Annotated in this window: 18 protein-coding genes; 2 read left to right on the top strand and 16 right to left on the bottom strand. The window is 36.4% G+C overall.

All coding sequences use genetic code 11. The features are described 5' to 3' along the window. Nucleotides 1-46: 46 nt before the first annotated feature. The 9 genes from gmhA to AAA071_RS00690 all read right to left on the bottom strand — a co-directional run bounded on the left by gmhA (nt 47) and on the right by AAA071_RS00690 (nt 12,278). Complete coding sequence (gene gmhA, locus AAA071_RS00730) at nt 47-616, bottom strand: D-sedoheptulose 7-phosphate isomerase (protein WP_349233997.1); 570 nt, start codon at nt 614-616, stop codon at nt 47-49. Further along, entirely contained in the window at nt 616-1,542 is a 927-nt protein-coding gene (locus AAA071_RS00725) for a dipeptidase (RefSeq protein WP_205112322.1), read from the bottom strand. The genes gmhA and AAA071_RS00725 overlap by 1 nt, the downstream gene beginning before the upstream one ends. A gap of 60 nt (nt 1,543-1,602) precedes the next feature. Next, entirely contained in the window at nt 1,603-2,094 is a 492-nt protein-coding gene (gene nrdR, locus AAA071_RS00720) for a transcriptional regulator NrdR (protein ID WP_349233996.1), read from the bottom strand. A gap of 198 nt (nt 2,095-2,292) precedes the next feature. Continuing rightward, the gene (locus tag AAA071_RS00715) at nt 2,293-5,739 is read right to left on the bottom strand and encodes a pyruvate carboxylase (protein ID WP_008600728.1); all 3,447 of its coding nucleotides are present in this window, start codon (nt 5,737-5,739) and stop codon (nt 2,293-2,295) included. Nucleotides 5,740-6,020: 281 nt separating this feature from the next. Further along, nucleotides 6,021-7,370 carry a M18 family aminopeptidase gene (locus tag AAA071_RS00710; RefSeq protein WP_008600727.1) on the bottom strand — a complete coding sequence of 450 codons (1,350 nt, stop codon included), beginning with the start codon at nt 7,368-7,370 and terminating at the stop codon, nt 6,021-6,023. A gap of 234 nt (nt 7,371-7,604) precedes the next feature. Then, the gene (locus AAA071_RS00705; protein WP_008600725.1) at nt 7,605-9,005 is read right to left on the bottom strand and encodes an anion permease; all 1,401 of its coding nucleotides are present in this window, start codon (nt 9,003-9,005) and stop codon (nt 7,605-7,607) included. Between the two features lie 236 nt (nt 9,006-9,241). After that, entirely contained in the window at nt 9,242-10,075 is an 834-nt protein-coding gene (locus tag AAA071_RS00700) for an Mrp/NBP35 family ATP-binding protein (protein WP_004697392.1), read from the bottom strand. Nucleotides 10,076-10,195: 120 nt separating this feature from the next. Next, nucleotides 10,196-11,389, bottom strand: a complete 1,194-nt coding sequence (locus tag AAA071_RS00695; protein WP_008600722.1) for an aminotransferase-like domain-containing protein — start codon at nt 11,387-11,389, stop codon at nt 10,196-10,198. A 151-nt stretch (nt 11,390-11,540) separates the two neighbouring features. Then, on the bottom strand, nt 11,541-12,278 hold the full coding sequence (locus tag AAA071_RS00690) for a TVP38/TMEM64 family protein (RefSeq protein ID WP_004692970.1): 738 nt from the start codon (nt 12,276-12,278) through the stop codon (nt 11,541-11,543). A gap of 240 nt (nt 12,279-12,518) precedes the next feature. Between AAA071_RS00690 and AAA071_RS00685 the strand changes: the two genes are divergently transcribed. Beyond that, complete coding sequence (locus AAA071_RS00685; protein ID WP_195213247.1) at nt 12,519-12,911, top strand: thioesterase family protein; 393 nt, start codon at nt 12,519-12,521, stop codon at nt 12,909-12,911. 157 nt (nt 12,912-13,068) lie between these two features. On the opposite strand, the gene AAA071_RS00680 is transcribed toward AAA071_RS00685, so the two are convergent. Beyond that, nucleotides 13,069-14,091, bottom strand: coding sequence for a branched-chain amino acid aminotransferase (locus tag AAA071_RS00680; protein WP_008713759.1), 1,023 nt, complete (start codon nt 14,089-14,091; stop codon nt 13,069-13,071). Between the two features lie 285 nt (nt 14,092-14,376). On the opposite strand from AAA071_RS00680, the gene AAA071_RS00675 reads away from it, so the two are divergent. Continuing rightward, nucleotides 14,377-15,039: a fumarylacetoacetate hydrolase family protein gene (locus AAA071_RS00675; RefSeq protein ID WP_004697151.1), complete on the top strand. Its 663-nt coding sequence runs from the start codon at nt 14,377-14,379 to the stop codon at nt 15,037-15,039. Nucleotides 15,040-15,211: 172 nt separating this feature from the next. On the opposite strand, the gene AAA071_RS00670 is transcribed toward AAA071_RS00675, so the two are convergent. From AAA071_RS00670 to AAA071_RS00645, 6 genes are all read right to left on the bottom strand, one after another. Continuing rightward, nucleotides 15,212-15,709, bottom strand: coding sequence for a methylated-DNA--[protein]-cysteine S-methyltransferase (locus tag AAA071_RS00670; protein WP_278604620.1), 498 nt, complete (start codon nt 15,707-15,709; stop codon nt 15,212-15,214). Nucleotides 15,710-15,726: 17 nt separating this feature from the next. Next, nucleotides 15,727-16,578: an SIR2 family NAD-dependent protein deacylase gene (locus AAA071_RS00665; RefSeq protein ID WP_195213248.1), complete on the bottom strand. Its 852-nt coding sequence runs from the start codon at nt 16,576-16,578 to the stop codon at nt 15,727-15,729. Then, entirely contained in the window at nt 16,550-17,329 is a 780-nt protein-coding gene (locus tag AAA071_RS00660) for a protein-ADP-ribose hydrolase (RefSeq protein ID WP_195213249.1), read from the bottom strand. The genes AAA071_RS00665 and AAA071_RS00660 overlap by 29 nt, the downstream gene beginning before the upstream one ends. Nucleotides 17,330-17,437: 108 nt before the next feature. After that, a complete protein-coding gene (locus AAA071_RS00655; protein WP_195213250.1) occupies nt 17,438-18,205 on the bottom strand; it encodes a putative quinol monooxygenase in 768 nt (255 codons plus the stop codon). A 14-nt stretch (nt 18,206-18,219) separates the two neighbouring features. Further along, on the bottom strand, nt 18,220-18,705 hold the full coding sequence (locus AAA071_RS00650; RefSeq protein ID WP_195213251.1) for a prolyl-tRNA synthetase associated domain-containing protein: 486 nt from the start codon (nt 18,703-18,705) through the stop codon (nt 18,220-18,222). A gap of 141 nt (nt 18,706-18,846) precedes the next feature. After that, nucleotides 18,847-19,869: a DMP19 family protein gene (locus AAA071_RS00645; RefSeq protein ID WP_195213252.1), complete on the bottom strand. Its 1,023-nt coding sequence runs from the start codon at nt 19,867-19,869 to the stop codon at nt 18,847-18,849. Nucleotides 19,870-19,983 lie beyond the last annotated feature (114 nt).

The raw sequence follows: 19,983 nt of genomic DNA, 5'->3' as shown, positions 1-19,983 counted from the left end.
AATTTTTAATTGAAACAATGTGTATCTATGAGTAAAAACCTATCGGTTAATAATCTTCTTCAATAATTTCGCACATAATGTGCCCAGCTAAGATATGCATTTCTTGAATGCGCGCTGTCACATTACTGGGAATAGCCAGCGTAATATCACATAGTTCGGCTAGTTTGCCACCGCCTTCCCCAGTGAAAGCAATGGTATGCATACCGATAGAACGGGCCATTTCTGCAGCTTTTACAACATTCTTGGAGTTACCAGATGTAGAAATACCGATGAGAACATCACCTGTACGGCCTAAGCCCTCTACTTGACGTGCAAAAATAGATTCAAAATCATAGTCATTCGCAATAGCTGTTAATGCAGATGTATCAGTAGTTAATGCAATGCCTGCAAGAGAGCGCCGTTCCTTTTTAAAGCGACAAATCAATTCAGCTGCTAAATGTTGAGAGTCCGCCGCAGAGCCACCATTACCACAGAACAAAATTTTATTACCATTTTCTAAAGCCGCTTTACAGCGATATCCGATTTCTTGAATGGTATCCATATGTTCCATCGTTTTACCAAACACTTCAAGATGCTCTGTAAAACGATCAGCAATGATTGGATTTAAATCAGTCATTATAAAATCTCCTTTAATAGTCTATCTGCATTTTTCCAGAATAACTTTTCACATTGTTCCACAGATAAACCTGCCTCTTTAAAAGCATCATAAAGACGACTCATTTGAGACATATCTGCAATCTCTGTGTCGGGTGGAATCCCATCAAAATCAGTTCCTAATGCCACTACATCTTCACCGCCCTTGTCGATGAGATATAGACCATGTTTAACAATATCTTCAATGCGACTAATTGGCGATGTACCGAGAAAATTCTGTGCAAAATTAAGTCCTATAATACCTCCCTTATTAGCAATAAGTCTAATAAGATTATCTGGTAAATTTCGCGTATGAGCCCGAACTTCCCGTGCATTTGAATGAGATGCTATAAAAGGAACATCTAGAATATCTCCTAGTTGCTCTGTACCAGCATCATTAAGATGAGAGCAATCAACAATTATCCCTAACTCTTGCATAGCTTCTACAAATTCAACACCTTTAGATGTTAATTTTTTATGTTGCTCACCACAGTGTGGCTCGCCAAGTCCATTTGGATAGTTCCATGTTAGCGTTATAAGTCTGACTCCATCTTGGTAAGCTTGTTTAAGTTTATTTAAATCGCCACCTAGCACTCCACCTTCCTCAATAGACATGAGCGCCCCAATCTTACCAGACTTGTATACAGACTCTACATCTTGATAAGAGAGCACATGTTGTATGTGCTCTCCATAGTTATGAATTTGTGATACACACAAATTACGCATCTCTTCATAGCGACCATAAGGGTCATTCGTCTCACCCATATTAATAAAGAGTGCAAAGTCTTGTATCTTGCTATGAGCCTTTTGTAATTTTTCTATATCTATTTTCCAAGTATTACGATATAAATCACCACTATGAGGATGATCTAGCAATTGCATCATCGTATCACAATGTAAATCTATCATAAAGCCTCACACATCGCTAATTTCAAAACTATGTATAACCAATCAGTAATACAAAATCAATTATTCTTCTACGACAGGTTTGCGTTTCGGCTTTTTAGCGTCTAACTTCTTCAGAGCCTTTAACTCTTCCATAAAGCTATCAATATTATCAAACTTACGATATACACTGGCAAAACGAACATATGCAACTTGATCTATGTCTTTCAGTTGTTGTAACACAAGCTCACCAATGCGATCAGTTGTAACCTCTTGGTTAATTTCATTCCGAATGTCACGCTCTACATCATTAACTACTTGCTCCATCACAGACATAGGAACTGTACGCTTATCACAAGAGCGCAATAACCCATTCAGTAGCTTACCGCGGTCAAATAATTCACGTCGTCCATTTTTCTTCAATACCATAAGTGGTACTTCTTCTATAATTTCATAGGTAGTAAAGCGACGGCCACAATTGATACATTCACGGCGACGGCGAATACTATTACCTTCATCAGTCATTCTAGAGTCTGTTACCTTCGTGTCTGTGTGTTGGCAATAAGGACATCTCATCTGTTACTACTCCTTTTCTACTAATCATTCTAAAATAACGCATAATACGCCCATTTTCTCTATATTATATAGTACCATGAAACCCTTGAAAATACAAAGAATCCCTAGGATTTCCTAGGGATTCTTCCATTATTCTTCAATTTTTCATTTTATGAAATATTTGAGAAATAATATTTTTAATTTTAAATGATTGTTAGCTTATCGTTTTAAAGCATCTTCAATACGAAGCAAGCAGTCACCAGATTCGATACGGCTACCTTCACGTACAAGGATTTCTTCTACGATACCATCGATAGGAGCTGTAATTGTTGTTTCCATTTTCATCGCTTCTGTAACGATCAATGGTTCACCTTTAGTTACAGATTGACCATTCTTAATGAGGATCTTAACAACGGAACCAGACAATGTAGCACCTATTTCACCAGGGTTAGATTCATCTGCTTTGCGACGAACAACACCAGTTGTCTTAGCATGTTTATCATGAACCTTAATGCTACGAGGTTGACCATTAAACTCGAACAATACGATGCGGTTACCATCTTCATCAGGTTCAGAGAAACCATTCATCTTGATAATCAGTGTTTTACCTTTTTCAATGGTTACTTGGATTTCTTCGCCCCGTTTCATACCAAAGAAGAATGTTGGAGTATCTAATACAGATACATCACCAAAGTCTTTTACAAATTTATTGTAATCTTGGTAAACCTTAGGATACAAGCAATATGCACTAATATCTTCATCAGTTGTTTGGGCTCCCATTTCGCTTAATTCATGACGAATATGTTCAAAATCTGTTGGAGGTAATACAGCACCAGGGCGAACTGTGATTGGGCGAGCACCTTTCAAGATGATTTTTTGTAATTTTTCAGGGAAGCCTTGATATGGAGTACCAAGACGTCCTTCAAAGAATTCAACTACGGATTGAGGGAAATCCAATACATCGCCTTTTTCGTAGATATCTTTTTCAGTTAAGTTGTTTTGTACCATGTACAATGTCATATCCCCTACCACTTTAGAGGATGGTGTAACTTTAATGATATCACCAAACATCATGTTTACTTGGTGGTACATTTTCTTAATATCTGTCCAACGATCACCAAGCCCTACCATTTTAGCTTGTTGTTGCAAGTTAGAGTATTGTCCACCTGGCATTTCATGTTGATATACTTCAGTATTAGGATATGCTTCTGCTTTATCTACACCTTTGTAATATGGTCTGATACTACCAAAATAATGAGACATTTCTTCCATGTAATCAATGTTCATTTCTGGTTGACGTTCATGACCAGACAATGCATAGTACATGGAATTCATGCTAGGTTGAGAAGTACCATTAGCAAATGCTGAGTATGCTAAGTCGATTACATCAACACCAGCATCTACAGCGCGGCCATATGTATAGATAGAGTTACCGGAGCCTTCATGAGTATGCAAGTGAATTGGAACAGAGACAGCATCTTTCAAGGCAGATACCAAGTTATAAGAAGCTTGTGGTTTTAAAAGGCCGGCCATATCTTTAATGGCAATAATATTGGCACCAGCTTTTTCAAGCTCTTTTGCCATATTTACATAATAGTCCAAGTTGTATTTTGTACGAGCACCATCAAGGATATCGCCAGTATAGCACAATGCAACTTCAGCTATTTTATTTTGTGCACGCACTTCATCGATAGCAACATGCATATTATCAAGACTATTCAAGCTATCAAATACGCGGAATACATCAATACCATTAGCAGCAGCCCGTTGAATGAATTGACGAACTACGTTGTCTGGATACGATGTGTAACCTACGGCATTTGCACCACGAAGAAGCATTTGAAGCAATGTATTTGGCACTTCACGACGGAACATGCGCAAACGCTCCCACGGATCTTCATGTAAGAATCGGTATGATACGTCAAAAGTAGCACCCCCCCAACATTCTAAGGAGAATAAGTTAGGTACACCTTTTGCAGCATGACCAGCTACGCGAGCCATATCGATTGTACGAAGACGTGTAGCAAACAAGGATTGATGGGCATCACGCCAAGTGGTATCAGTGAAGAATACTTGTTTTTGTTCCGATAACCATTTACTGAATTTATCTGGTCCAAGTTCATCAAATTTTTGTTTTGTACCAGATGCTGGACTTACATCCAAAGTAGATGGCATTTGAATCGGTTCAAAGTCAGGAACCTCTTGAGCCCCTGCACCAGAATAGCCATTAATTGTAACATCAGCAATGTAACGTAATAATTTAGTACCACGGTCACGATCTGGTTTCAATTCGAATAATTCAGGATGTTCTTCAATGAAGTTTACATTGTAAGAACCACTTTGGAATTCAGGATGTTCCAATACATTAATCAAGAAGTGAATATTTGTTTTTACACCGCGAATACGGAACTCTTTTAAGCAACGAAGCATTTTACGAATAGTTTCTTCGTTGTTAGGACCAAATGCTGTCGCTTTCACAAGCAAGGAGTCATAGTAAGGTGTTACAACGGCACCTGTAAAAGCATTACCAGAATCAAGACGGATACCAAAACCACCAGAGCTACGGTACGCTAAGATTTTACCGGTATCAGGCATAAAGTTGTTTTTAGGATCTTCTGTGGTAATACGACATTGGATAGCAGTGCCTTTACAAGGAATTTTATCCTGCTCAGGAATACCTACTTCAGGGCTATGTAAACTAAAGCCTTCAGCGATTCTAATTTGAGCATGAACAATGTCAATATCTGTAATCATTTCTGTTACAGTATGCTCTACTTGAATACGTGGATTAACTTCGATAAAGTAGAAGCTACCATCAGCAGTTACCAAAAATTCTACAGTACCTGCATTCACGTAGCCAACATTTTTCATGATTTTAACGGCAGCATCACATACAGCTTTACGAGTTTCTAATGATAACGCAAAGGCTGGCGCCATTTCAACTACTTTTTGGTGACGACGTTGAACAGAGCAATCACGTTCATGCAAATGAACTACATTGCCATGTTCATCACCTAAGATTTGAACTTCAATATGTTTAGGCTCTACGATAAGTTTTTCTACATATACATCATCATCGCCAAACGCAGCTTTCGCTTCAGATTTAGCACGATCATATGCATCTCGAAGATCTTCTTTATGATGAACTTCACGCATACCACGACCGCCGCCGCCATTAACGGCTTTAATCATCAATGGAAAACCATGTGTATCAGCAAATTCTTCTAGTTGAGCATAATCTTTTAAAGCCCCATCAGAACCTGGGATCATCGGAATTTTTGCTAATTTAGCTTGCTCACGAGCATTTACTTTATCACCAAACATATTCAAATGCTTGATTTTAGGCCCAATAAAGATAATTCCTTCTTCTTCACAACGACGAGCAAAGCCTTCATTTTCAGATAAGAAGCCATAACCTGGATGGATAGCATCGATGTCATGTTCTTTTGCAATACGGATGATATCTTCAATATCAAGATATGCGTCAACTGGTTTTTTACCTTCCCCTACGAGATAGGCTTCATCGGCTTGGTTACGGTGCAAGGATAATGTATCCTCTTTAGAGTAAATGGCTACAGTTTTAATTCCCATTTCATTACATGCACGGAACACGCGGATCGCAATTTCTCCACGGTTGGCAACCAATACGGATTTAATTTTTCTCATGTATTGCCTCCTACTAGCTTCCACAAATGTGAACTATCAGCTTTCATTTTTATTAATATATGAATATTTCCTATACTTATAGATAAATCAATATTGAGGAAAGCCTCATCAAAATTTATGATGAGGTTTTATATTCATAATAATATATACTTATTATACAATATTTTCATTATATTTAAAGGATTATACCAATTATGAAAGTATAAAATATATTTTTTACTGTTCATTACAAAAAATCATATGTCTTTCAATAATGCACATCGAATAAATTCCATTTTATATTACTTACCACCTAGAAAATGATTCATTAATCGATTTAATTGCTCTTGATCAGCTGCCCCCATCAATTCTCTAGCTGAATGCATTGCTAAAAGAGGCAAGCCTACATCAATAGTACGCATTGGTAACATAGCTGATGAAATGGAACCTACTGTAGATCCACCTGGAATATCCGAACGATTTACATAAATCTGATACTGTGCATCCGCTTCTTCACAAAGGCCTTTAACGATAGCAATGGCCTTAGCATCCCCAGCGTAAGATTGGCTACATGCAATCTTAAGGGATAGCCCTTTATTAAGTACAGGAATATTCGTAATGTCATTTTTCTCTGGATAGTTTGGGTGTAATCCGTGTGCTACATCGGAGGAAATCATAAAGCCTTTAGAGATAAAGCTGTCCATCTCTTGATTAGAATATCCTAATGCGTCATACACGCGTTTAACGAGATTTGGTAATATCATGCCAGCCCCACCTTGTTTCGTACGACTGCCCACCTCTTCGTTATCAAAGAGTATAGCACAGCGAACACCATTAACATTCATTTTTTTGGCTTGAATAATACCAGATAATACACTAAAGCAAGATGTTAAATTATCTAAACGAGGTGAGCTAATGAAATCACCTTCCGTACCGAGTACACAGCCTTGTTCCGTAGGATATAAAGTCATTTCATAAGATAATATTTCGGAAGGATCGCAATCTACTTCATCAGCTAAAAACTTTGTCCACTCATCGTATTGAGTATCTGATTCTGAAAATAAACTTGGATTATTTCTATTATTTAAAGGTTTTGTAGGATTATCTTCATTATTACGTTCCATCATCAATATAGGAAGCATTTCTTTTTGACGATTTAGTTTAACCCCATCATTAACAGAGCGATTCATATGAATAGCTAGGTTTGGAACAATAGCGATAGGCCGTTTTGTATCGACTAGAACAGAATCTACGTCAAAGGCATTTTTTCCTTTTAACACAACCGTACCTGCTGCACCTAATGGACGATCAAGCCATGTATTTTCTATAAGACCGCCATACATTTCTACATTTAACTTTGTGTATCCTTTCATAGAGGTTATAGGGTTTGGTTTAACACGAATAGCAGGAAAATCTGTATGAGCCGACGCAATACGTAATGTATGTTCTGGTTTCTTCCCTATATGAAAGGCAAATAAGGTGGTGCCGAACACGTTAACTACATAAGAACCAGAGTCTAACTGCCACTCATCTTCTAAACTGAGCTCTGTAAATCCTGAGTCCAATAGCATTTGTAAACTTGTATCTACTGTGTGATACGGAGATGTACAAGCGCCAATATACTTTAATAATTGTTCATTATCAAACTTCATAGGTCCCTCCTATGCACAAATCATATAAAATTTGTACAATTAGCTTGAATAATTTATTATGTATATTATTTTACAATATTTACATTAATTATCTATTAACTACTCATATTTTATCACAAAAAGCCGCCCCTATCGGGACGGCTTTTTATATACGATGTAAATGCATAGTACACTAAGTCTAATAGGTTTAAAGTACATGCCATTACAATCCTATAAAATTGTCAGTACTAAATTTTACCACATACCAATCAACTTCATCCATACAGAGCCAAGACCCATGAAGATAATTAAGTTGATTACAGATGTGAAGAAACCAAGTTTCCACCATATATTTTGAGGAACATAACCAGTATTAAAGATTACTGGAGATGGACCTGCTGCATAGTGAGTCAAAGACATACACAAGTTAGATGTGAATGCAATCATCAACAATGTCAACATAGGTGGGGCACCTGCAGAAATAGCGATTGCAGAGAATGCTACGAACATCGCAGAAATATGTGCTGTTAAGGATGCAAATACATAGTGAGCATATGTATTAACAAGAACAGCTACAACAAAGGCAATTACCCAAGAGCCTTCTGGAATATAACCACCCACTTGAACTGTAGCCCATTTGATAAAGCCCAATTTGGAAAGGAATCCGGCAAAGCCCATCAATGTACCCATCCAAACCAATGTATCCCAAGCACCCTTTTCACTCTTAACATCGTCCCAAATTAGAACGCCTGTAGCAAGTAAAATAGAAATACCTAAGAATGCAACAGTTGTAGCATCAAGTTTTGTAAATTGAGACGTAGCCCACAATACTAATGCTAAAATAAATACGCCAAGCATTACCCATTCTTGGAAAGAAATCTTGCCAAGACCTTTTAACTCTTCACGAATCATTTGTTGAGCTTCACGAGCATCTTTGATTTCCGGTGGATATACTTTATAAATGAAATACGGCATAATAATCAATGCAATAATACCAGGTACGATAGCTGCCATAGCCCAGTCGCCCCATGTAATACCAATACCAAAAGATTGAAGCGCTAATGCTGCAACCAATGTATTACCAGCCATGGATGTTTGGAACATCGCAGATGTAATCGTATTTACTTGGTAAATTGATTGCATCAAGAAAGAACCAATTTTACGAGGTCCATCTTGTGGTTCAGAACCGAAAGCTTTTGCTAAGCTAGTTGTAATTGGCATGATTACACCGCCTACACGAGCTGTGTTAGATGGTGTTGCGGGAGCTAAAATCAAATCAGACAAAGCCAATGCATAGGCCAAACGCAAGGAGCTACTACCAAAAGCAGAAATCAAATTATAAGCAATACGTTTCCCCAAACCAGTTTTAATAAAGCCACGAGAGAATAAGAAAGCACCTACAATTAGCCAGATTGCAGAGTTAGCAAAACCTGAAATACCTTCACTAATCTTTAATGTGCCTGTCAATGCAGCAACAGTAATAACAACGATAGATACGCCACCAATCGGTAACGGCTGAGTAATGAAGCCTACGATAGTAGCTACAAAGATTGCAAATAAATGCCATGACTGAGGAGTTAATCCCTCTGGAGTTGGAACAAACCACAGACCTAAACCAAAGGCTGCTGGAATGATCCAGTTCAATAGTTTTTTCATACACATACGTCCTACATAGGAAAACATTAAAATTAAACCAATATATGCCAATACACCCTATAGTATCATGTTAAGAAAAATAAAAATCTATACTAACTATGTTCAGCATATCTGTAGTAAGAGAATTAAAGATATAATTCTATCTTCCTACCATAAATATAACATAATTCACCATAAAAAGATGTGATAAAAAGCTGTGCATTTATAAATACACAGCTTTCATCATCATATGAATCCTATTCAGGTAGAGATACGTCCTCTAAATTTGTTTTTTCGATAGACTCAATATCACCTTTATCGCAAAGGTTTGCAATAGTTGGGTCAATTGGTAAACGGTTCAACAATAATAGACCGTATTTTTGAAGGATTTCTTCGATGTGGCTTTCACCAAAAATTTGATAATCCTTACCGTTATCTGGGCAATGGAAGTAAGAGTAGTTTTCCACCACACCAATAATAGGCACTTGCATTAAATCAGCCATTTTAACTGCTTTTTCAACAATCATGGATACCAAGTCTTGAGGAGATGTAACGATAATAATACCGTCCAATTTCAAGGATTGATATACAGTAATCGCTACGTCACCTGTTCCCGGTGGCATATCAACAAATAAATAATCGATGTCTTTCCAAATAACATCTGTATAAAATTGTTTTACTACATTACCTAAAATAGGACCACGCCATAAAACAGGATCTGTATCGTTTTCCAAAAGGAGGTTAACAGACATAACGTCAATACCGCCTTTAGATTTTACAGGATACATACCGATTTCGTCAGCATATGCCTTTTCCTTAATGCCAAACATCTTAGGAATAGAAGGACCTGTAATATCCGCATCGAGGATACCTACTTTGTAACCTTTACGCGCCATTGTAATGGCCATCAAGCTGGTAACGGAGGATTTACCTACGCCACCTTTGCCAGATACTACACCAATTACATGTTTAACAGAACTAAGCTCGTGTAATTGAGCTGTAAGATCTTGAGGTTGTTGAGACGCGCCACCACCGCAACCAGAAGATTGAGATGGGCATCCGCCACAATCACTGCTGCTACCGCAACCCATAGTAAACACCTACTTTCTTTGAGGCTATACCTCACATCTATATTAAAAACTTTTTTATATGGTAAACACAATGTATCTACGCCTACATTGTATCACGTTATATCAAAAATTATCAATATATTACTCACCACAAAATTCTTTAGTTAACCCGCCGAGAATTTCCATCCCCTTTGTAATTTCCTCTACTGTTGGTACCGTATAGCTCAAACGAAATGCATGACCTGCTCCTGCTCCATCTGCTGCAAAGGCACCACATTTAATAATCCCAACATTGCGGTCCATACAAGTTTCAAAGAATACATCACAATCTACATCCTCAGGCATCGTCATCCATGCAAACATACCACCTGTAGGTTGTGTCAAATGAACTTTAGAACTCGCATACTTTTTAAAAGCGTTAAGTAAAGCTTCACATTTCATTTTATATACTTTTCGTACATTATCTAAATGAGCATCGTAATCAATGGTATCAAGAACCTTCGCTACCACCTTTTGAGTTACTAATGGCATTTGACCGGCCGTATTATTTTTTAATGCTTGGATAGCTTCAATAACTTTAGTTGGGCCAAATAAGAAGCCTACACGCAAGCCTGCAGATAATGTTTTAGAATAAGAACCTGCATACAGAACACGATCTTCTGTGTCGAAGGATTTGAACGTTGGAATATATTCTCCGGCGAAACGAATTTCACCATATGGATCATCTTCATAGATAAATAAATCATATTTAGATGCAATAGCATAAATCTCCTTACGGCGCTCTAAAGGCATAGTAATGCCTGTTGGATTCTGGAAGTTGGGAATTAGATAAATATATTTACCTTTACCAGATTGAGCCGCTTTTTCTAACTCACCCGGAATCATACCGTACTCGTCAGTTTTAATACCTATTGCTTTACCGCCCATGTTGCGCACAGAGTTAATAGCACTGGTGAAAGTAAATTCATCCATATACACTTCATCGCCTGGTTCTAAAACTGTAATTGGTACAAGACCTAATAATTGACCTGCACCATTGGAAATAATGAGACCTTGTCCTTCCGAATTCATCTTATGAGTTTGTACTAAACGTTCTAACGTAAGTTCTGCTAAATGTGCATCACCTTGCATTGGACCATATTGTAAAAGGCTCATAGGATTAGAATGCACAACTTCATCAAAAGCCCTTTCGATGACCTCTACCGGTATCGCTTCTGGCGCAGGATTACCAATACCAAAGCTAATAAAGCCTTCCACGCCTACACCACGTTCAAATACTTCACGAATAAAATTAGGACCTTTTAAGGTTACACGTTCAGGAAGAGAAAAGCTCATACTATCGCCTCTTTCATATATACTATGTAGAAAACACTTCTAAGTAGAAAATATTACTAACATCAAGAATTAAGAATATTACATTATTAAAACGTAAGCAGCCTATAGTTAATTAGTTATTTTGTAATGGCTTACCTAATTAGACTTTATATTACGCATTAGGATCATGCTCTTGTTCCGCATTTTTCTTATTAATATAGTTCTTATATACTTTCCAAAGAATGAAGTATACAACACCTGCAACAAGAACAATAATTCCTAATCGTCCCATATTTTCTTGGAAATTTACAATATCTGTACCAATAGCTACTTCTAAAGCCGTAGATGGAAATTTACCAATCAAGTTTGCCAATATATAATCTCTAGGTTTGATTTTACTAATGGCCCCTAAGGCGGTAATGACTCCAGATGGAAAATACGGTAAGGATCGTGCAAATAACATGACCACAAAACCATTTTTACCGGAAAAATCATCTACTTTCATCAATACCGTACTCTTAGCAATCAACTTGTCCGCTGTATCACGTAAGAAGTAACGCATAATATAAAAGCTAATGACTACACCAATTGTTTCAGCCAACCAAGAAATAATGATCCCTGGCCACATACCAAATACTAAACCATTAGCTGTAGATATGAAAATTGACGGTAAAAAGCCTACGGCGTTAACAAAAATATCGAGGACCATACTCACCAACATGGCCATAGGGCCAAAACTTTGAATATACTCCGCTACCTCTTCCATAGAGCCACTTGTTGCTAAGTGCCACATGGTCGGATAAAATGTAGGATCTACAATATTTATAATAATTAATAAAACAATAAAACCTATGCCTGCTATTAACTGTACCCAACCTTCACCAGAAGGTTTTAAATTTCTTTTACTCATATATACCTCGTATAAAAAAGACTAGCTTCATTATATCACGTATTCTATAGAACAGTTATAACTAGTTACATTTCTTTAATTTGAATAGCTTTTTTAATATATTTAAAATTGATAACCGATATAGCATTAGAGGTGTATACATATATCTATAAAATATGTATCATTACATTAGCATAAAAATTATCGAAAGATGTATAATACTATTATAACGAGAATTTTCTTAATGAAAGAAGGTATAATATGGTATCAGCAGGTCAAACAGCTACGGCTACTGTAACAGTTACAGAATCTAATATTGCTAAAACAATGAAATCTGGTTCTTTAGATGTCTTTGCCACACCAGCCATGTGCGCTTTAATGGAAGAAGCGGCTCAAGAAGCAGTACAACCATACTTAGAAGAAGGTGAAGGCACTGTAGGTATTGCTTTATCCATCACCCATGAAGCCCCTACTCCACTTGGTGCAACAGTAACAGCAAAAGCTATTGTAAGCGCCGTAGAAGGTCGCAAAATCACATTCGATATCGAAGCTTCTGATGGCATTGGTATTATCGGTCGTGGTACACATGAACGCTTTGTCATTAACAACGAAAAATTTATGGCTAAAGTGCATAGTAGAGCAAAATCTAACTAATAATCTACTATTTTACTAATAGGTTTATTGCTAATATCTTATTTACTTTATTAAAATAATAAAATACAAAACAAAAACGGCATCTATCATACGGTAGATGCCATTTTTATATACTTTCATGTTTGCATAATTAAATCATATTTGCATAGTTAAATAATTAGCAAATTTTAACTACCCAGCCTTCAGGAGCTTCGATTTCACCATGTTGAATGCCAAGTAATGTGTCATATAATTTTTTAGTGATAGGACCCATATCATCCATGCCAGCAGGAACATTAATAGTGCCTTCTGGAGTATCGATTTGACCTACTGGAGAAATAACAGCCGCTGTACCACAAAGACCAATTTCAGCAAAGTCTTTTAATTCATCTTTATGAACAGGACGATGTTCTACAGTCATATCAAGGTAGTGTTCTGCTACATACATCAAAGAACGACGTGTAATGGATGGCAAGATACTATCAGATTTAGGTGTAACTAATTTACCATCTTTCGTAATGAAGATGAAGTTAGCACCACCAGTTTCTTCTACATGTGTACGAGTAGCCGCATCAAGATACATATTTTCTGCATAGCCTTTATTATGAGCATCAGTGATAGCATACAAACTCATAGCATAATTCAAACCAGCTTTAATATGGCCAGTACCATGAGGAGCTGCACGATCAAAATCAGTAATACGAATTTTGATTGGTTTAGCACCACCTTTAAAGTAAGGACCTACTGGTGTTGTAAACACACGGAATTGATATTCATCAGCAGGTTTTACACCGATAACGGAGTTTGTACCCATCATGTAAGGACGAATATAAAGGCTTGCACCATGACCATATGGAGGAACAAAGTCTTTATTTGCTTTTACAACTTCTTTTACAGCTTCGAGGAAACGACCTTCAGGTAATGTAGGCATCACAAGGCGTTCACAGGATTGATTCAAACGTTCTGCATTCAAATCTGGACGGAAGCATACGATGTGACCATCTTTTGTATAGTATGCTTTCAAACCTTCAAAAACAGTTTGAGCGTATTGGAATACACCAGCACATTCATTAAGGACAACGTTAGCATCAGTAATTAGACCACCTTCGTCCCATTTACCATCTTTATATGTAGTCAAATAACGGTAGTCGGTTTCTACATAACCAAAACCGAGATTATCCCAATCGATATTCTTGCTCATAACAATAACCTCCATTTATATTGATATACACTTAATCTTATCACTATCATCTTGTATTTTCAATAGATTCTATAGAGATGATAAATTATATATACAGATATAGTATCTATTAAGATATATCATCTATATATAGGTAACATATTAATAGATATGTATATTATCAAATAGGCCCCTAGCTATACTATCGTTGAATATAAAAATTGTTTTTTACAGTATAGCTACCGCCCTATTTATATTATAATAATTTCAGATATACATTATCCTATTTTACTAGAGGTCCCTATTATGAACGAAAATAAAAATTTTTTAATTCCTAATCCTAAAAGTATCATTTGTATCGGCCTTAACTACGCTGATCATATTGCTGAAACTAGTCTAGCTACACATGATTTTCCAGAAATCTTTATGAAAACATCAAATGCTCTTGCAGGTAATCATGATACAATTACTATTGAAGACGAAACTTTCCATTACGATTATGAAGGAGAATTAGTTATCATCATCGGTAAATCTGGTAAAAACATATCTCCTGAAAAGGCAATGGAACATATCTTAGGCTATACCATTGGTAACGACGTATCTGCCCGTACATTACAGTTTAGAGGTTCTCAATGGATTCTTGGCAAATCGCTTGATCACTTTGCTCCTATTGGTCCTAATATTGTATCTCCTGATGATTTTGACTTTGAAAGTGCTACTATTACGACAACAGTAAATGGTGAAATACGTCAACAAGCAAAGCTAGAACAAATGATTTTTAAGCCTTATAACATTATTGCCTTCTTATCAACATATATGACACTCCAAGAAGGTGACATTATCTTTACAGGTACGCCTAGTGGTGTAGTATTAGGTAAAAATGAAAGTAAGTATTCTTGGTTAAAACCAGGAGATATTGTTACAGTTTCCATAAGTGGTATTGGTACCTTAGAAAACAAATTTATTTAAAATAAGTACATTGTTAAAGTATTGTATTTGCTCGTATTCTTATTATTACGATATCTATTTACATTACAACTAAATATATCTAAACACAAAAAAAGATTACTTCTATGTATGTCTAACTATACATAGAAGTAATCTCTTTTATTATTATCTATGTTTTATATTTACTATTACTTTATTTATGCTCTGACTCTAGGTCTAGCATATATTTCTTGCGTTCAATGCCCCCTGCATAGCCCGTTAACTGGCCATTACTACCAATAACACGGTGACAAGGAACGATGATAGAAATTGGATTATGCCCTACAGCCCCCCCTACGGCTTGAGCAGAGAATTTCTCTTTACCTTGTTGCTGTGCAATCTTTTTACCAATATCTCCATAAGTCGTAGTCTCCCCATAGGGAATTGTCTGTAATATAGACCATACAGATTTACGGAACTCTGTACCCTCTAGCTCAATTGGTGGTGTAACAATAGGCTTTTTACCAGAAAAATATTGATCTAGCCACATAATAGTCACCTCAAAAGGACCTGTTTTTTGTTCTATATAATCTGCATCATCATACGTAGGTGCGTGACTTTCATCAACAAAAAACAAATCTGTTAAGTATGATAATGTACCAAGCATAACCATGGTTCCTAATGGGCTTTCATAGGTGTATTTATAATTCATAGTACATTAACTCCTTCTTAAGATAACAAATCATTCAATACCTTTTGTATGTCATTATTAAACAATACTGTATTTTGCTGAATATCAAATGGAATCGATTGTTTTTCAATATTAACTGGTACATATAGTGTGTCTATATTGTCATGTGCCATCCGCATAAATGGATATTTAATAATCATCGGTGTATTATAGCCAACACCAAGTTCTAACAATACGGTTTTCTTATCTTTATAATTCTCTATAAAACTTGCATATCGTTTTTGAGCTGCATACCAACCTTCGTCTTGCACAAAGGCACCGTCAACACGTAAATTCATCGTCATTAGTTCGCCACATCTAGGACAGTGAGGAATTAATTCTGTGGGAATTTTCATATCCTTTTGTTCTTTCACCATACGACGCACTTGTTCTTCATTATCATAAGTCTTTTGATGACATGGCTCAGAGCATTGCCACAAGCCATAATCACCTTGCATATAATAAAATCTATTTTTATCCACTCCAGCAAATTGCATTTGATGATCTACATTAGTGGTAATCACAAAGTAATTCTTATTTTGTAACAACTCCATCAACCAAATATAAGGTTCACCTGCTGAAATATCATAGCGATTATAGTAGATATGACGGCTCCACCACGCCCAATATTCTTCCATGCTTTCAAATGAATAGAATCCACCAGAATACATATCTGTGATAGCGTACTTTTTGTGAAAGTCATCGAAGTATTTATGAAAACGTTCTCCACTATAGGTCAGACCCGCTGCAGTAGACATACCGGCCCCAATACCTACGAGTACCGCATCAGCTGTATTCAAAAAATCTTTTACACGTTCTATATTATCCCAATAATTTGTTGTAGATGTCATAATCTATATCCTTAAATACGTTAAATACCACTTGGATTTTACTATTTGTTTCTTTTAAATACCTACGTACCGTATCGATAGCAATTTGGGCTGCCAATTCATTAGGAAATCTAAACTCACCTGTAGAAATGCAGCAAAATGCAATGGACTTCAAACTATAAGCATTAGCTAGCTCCAAGCAAGATCTATAGCACGATGACAATTGTTCTTTTTCTAAGTCTGTAACAGTATCATAAACAATAGGCCCTACCGTATGGATAACATGACTGGCAGGTAAATTAAAACCATAGGTCATACGAGCTACACCTGTCTTTTCAGGCATATCCATATACTCAGTCATCCTAGCACAGGCCATACGTAACTCAATACCAGCAAAAGTATGAATGGCATTATCAATACATTTGTGATTCGGTAGAAAACAACCGAGCAACTGCTCATTAGCTGCATTGACTATAGCCTTTACCGCTAGACGCGTTATATCCCCTTGCCACAAATATATCTGAGGTTCTCGCTCTTCCATATCGTTAATCGTAACGATGCCTTTTTCATGAGCCAATGTATTTAAGTATTCATCCTGTATCTTCATCCATTCCGCGGGCATGGCTCCTGCTGGACGAATATTACATAGTGCTCTAAATAGAGTAAATTGTTCTTCTTCATTTACTGGAATATCTATATGTTCGTTATATTTCTCTTTATATTCTGCTACCAATCCCTCTAAAAGATAGCTCAATCGTTCTTGTTGTGTCATATATAACTCCTAAATAGAATTAACTAGATTATAACCTATTATATAGCAAAAAACTGCTAGCACATAATATGCTAGCAGTAACTTTACTGATTAGTATTTTATCAAAGACTAAGGTCTAACAAAAGCTTGACCACCATGGTTTACGAGGATATCCCCATCTAATACTTTAGTAGTAACCCCTTGTAGACTACCTTGGATTTGGCTCATCATAAAGCGATAGCCTGGACTATTCAAGTGTTTAGTAAGGGCTTCCTGATTGCTATAGATCTGAATGATGTACCAGCGATTTTTTGCGTTTCTTTCACGAAGCACATAACCAGCCTTATAACCCGCATCATCCCGAACGGCACGTTCCATATCGAGTTGATATTGTCGTTGTACCGTATCGATTTCATTGCTATCAACAGTAAACTCAGTTAAGGTAACTACTGCCTTACCATCATTTACAATGGATAATGCATCTTTCTTTTCAAATAAAAGTACAGACTGTACATCATACATCTTACGATTTGTTAATTTAGAACCTACTTCATTAACAAAGGCTTGATAATGGTCAGATTTGCGATGTGTCTCAATAGCAGCTAAATCTTTATAGATTTCAACTACATAAGACTCCGAAGGATTACCCTTTACATGCGCCACATTCATGGACAATGTATTAGGTTCTTTTTCCATAGATGCTGTCAGATTAGCTACACCTGCACTATTATAAGTTCCTTGTAGCTCTAAAGGTACTTCGAAACGATACATACCTACACTTGGTGCTGTATCAACTGATTGATCTCGTTCCATAACAAGAGCTGCAAAAGATGTGCTTACACCTAATACTGCAATAGCAGATGTTAGTACAATACGTTTTAACAAATTTTTATTCATAAAAAACTCCTAAATCACAATGTAATATATTCTACTATTGTACCATGCTCTTCAATGAGTTTAACTAGTTCTTTACCTTGAAGCCACACAGTCGCATCATTTTGGTTCGGATGTATGCCGATTAAATTATTCTTGTAGTCCGCGTCAATATAATAATGGACCTTACGGTCCTCATCATGAAGCAAGCAGAATGGAGATACGTGACCTGGTTTAATCTTCAAAATATCCCATAGCTCTTCTTCTGAACCAAAAGAAATCTTTTTTAGCTTGTGATCCTTACGGAATTGTTTTAAATCTACACGTTTAGAACCACGAACGGTAATTAAATAGTAATGCTCTCGTTTATGATCTCGTATAAACAAATTCTTCGCATCCCACTCAGGATAGGGCAACTGCACATTTGGCTTATCGTCCATACTAAATAATGGTGCGTGATCTGTAATTTCAAAATCGATATGATGGTCACGTAAACAATCATATACGCCTTGTTTATCTAACATGTAATACCTCTAATATATCGGTTCTACTTGGTGAAAGTTACTACATAATAAAATCGATTAACATAGTGAAAGTACCAGTTGTACCAGTTGTACCAGTTGTACCGGTTACATCGATTATATCTTGTTAAATATATCCCAAGCTTATTCTGGAATCGTATAGGTACCATCAAATACAAATAATTCAGGATGTTCATATACGAATGTATCTTCATAAATTCCATCATATTCATACACTACATCATCTTTTTTATCGAGAAAATCGAACAATTTCTCTTCATTTTCCCAGTCTTGTAAAATAGTCCATCGTTCAGCTCTATCAAATGGAACTGAACCACCAAAGTAATCGATAAGTGATTGTAAATTATCTGCTAGCTCATCCATCTTGAAGAGGCGTAAGCCAGCAAGAGCATCTTCCCATACAATGCCTGTTGAGTTATATAAAAATTGATGATGACCACCATTATTGACCTCGGCAAAATACCAACATATTGCATTTAGGTATCGTTGCTCTAAAGTGAAAGGTTTTCCAGATTCTAAATAATCATCGTAAGAACCATATATATTGATAGTCCAATACATGGGCTCATTAATGGTCCACATATCATCTGTAGCTTGGATTTCTTCAATAGTAATGGTCCGATGACGAGGTACACCTTCTCGGTTCTTCTTTTTCTCTGCTACATAATTGCTATAAGCTTTACATAACTCAGGATACTCTGCTTCACACTGTTCAAAGTCCATCTGCATATAGCACATATCAATGACTTCAAAACAATACGATTTTATATCATCCAGATTCTTTTCCTGAGCTAAACGTACGCCCTGATCTACTAATCTTAGCATCTGTTTCATAGTATCTGATGTATACGATTCATTATTGTCTAAAGCAATGGCTCCATACGCATAGGCACAACGATAATACCACACCGCATCACGATACTCTTCATCAATAGACTCTAATACCTTTATTGCCTCTTTTTCATTGCCATTATTGTTATAAGCTCTACCAAGCTCACCTAACAGAGGTATAGATAAATTTTCTATGCCTACACGAGTTAACACATCAATAATAGTTTTTACATTTCCAGTATCATTAAGCTCTTTAACAGTTTGTAATTGCTCACTTTCAGAAAAAGATAAAAACTGTTCAACAGTCATAGACATACAATACACTTCCCCTCATATTATCAATATGTATATGAACTCATCTTAGCATAATAATAACAAACAACACAAAACAATAAATTACAGATTTTAAAATAATAGTTTATGACAAAA

It is taken from the genome of Veillonella parvula (genome assembly GCF_040097785.1).
Classification (GTDB): Bacteria; Bacillota; Negativicutes; order Veillonellales; family Veillonellaceae; genus Veillonella; species Veillonella parvula_D.
The sequence above is the reverse complement of the archived record's forward strand: the minus strand, read 5'-3'. Positions and strand labels throughout refer to the sequence as shown.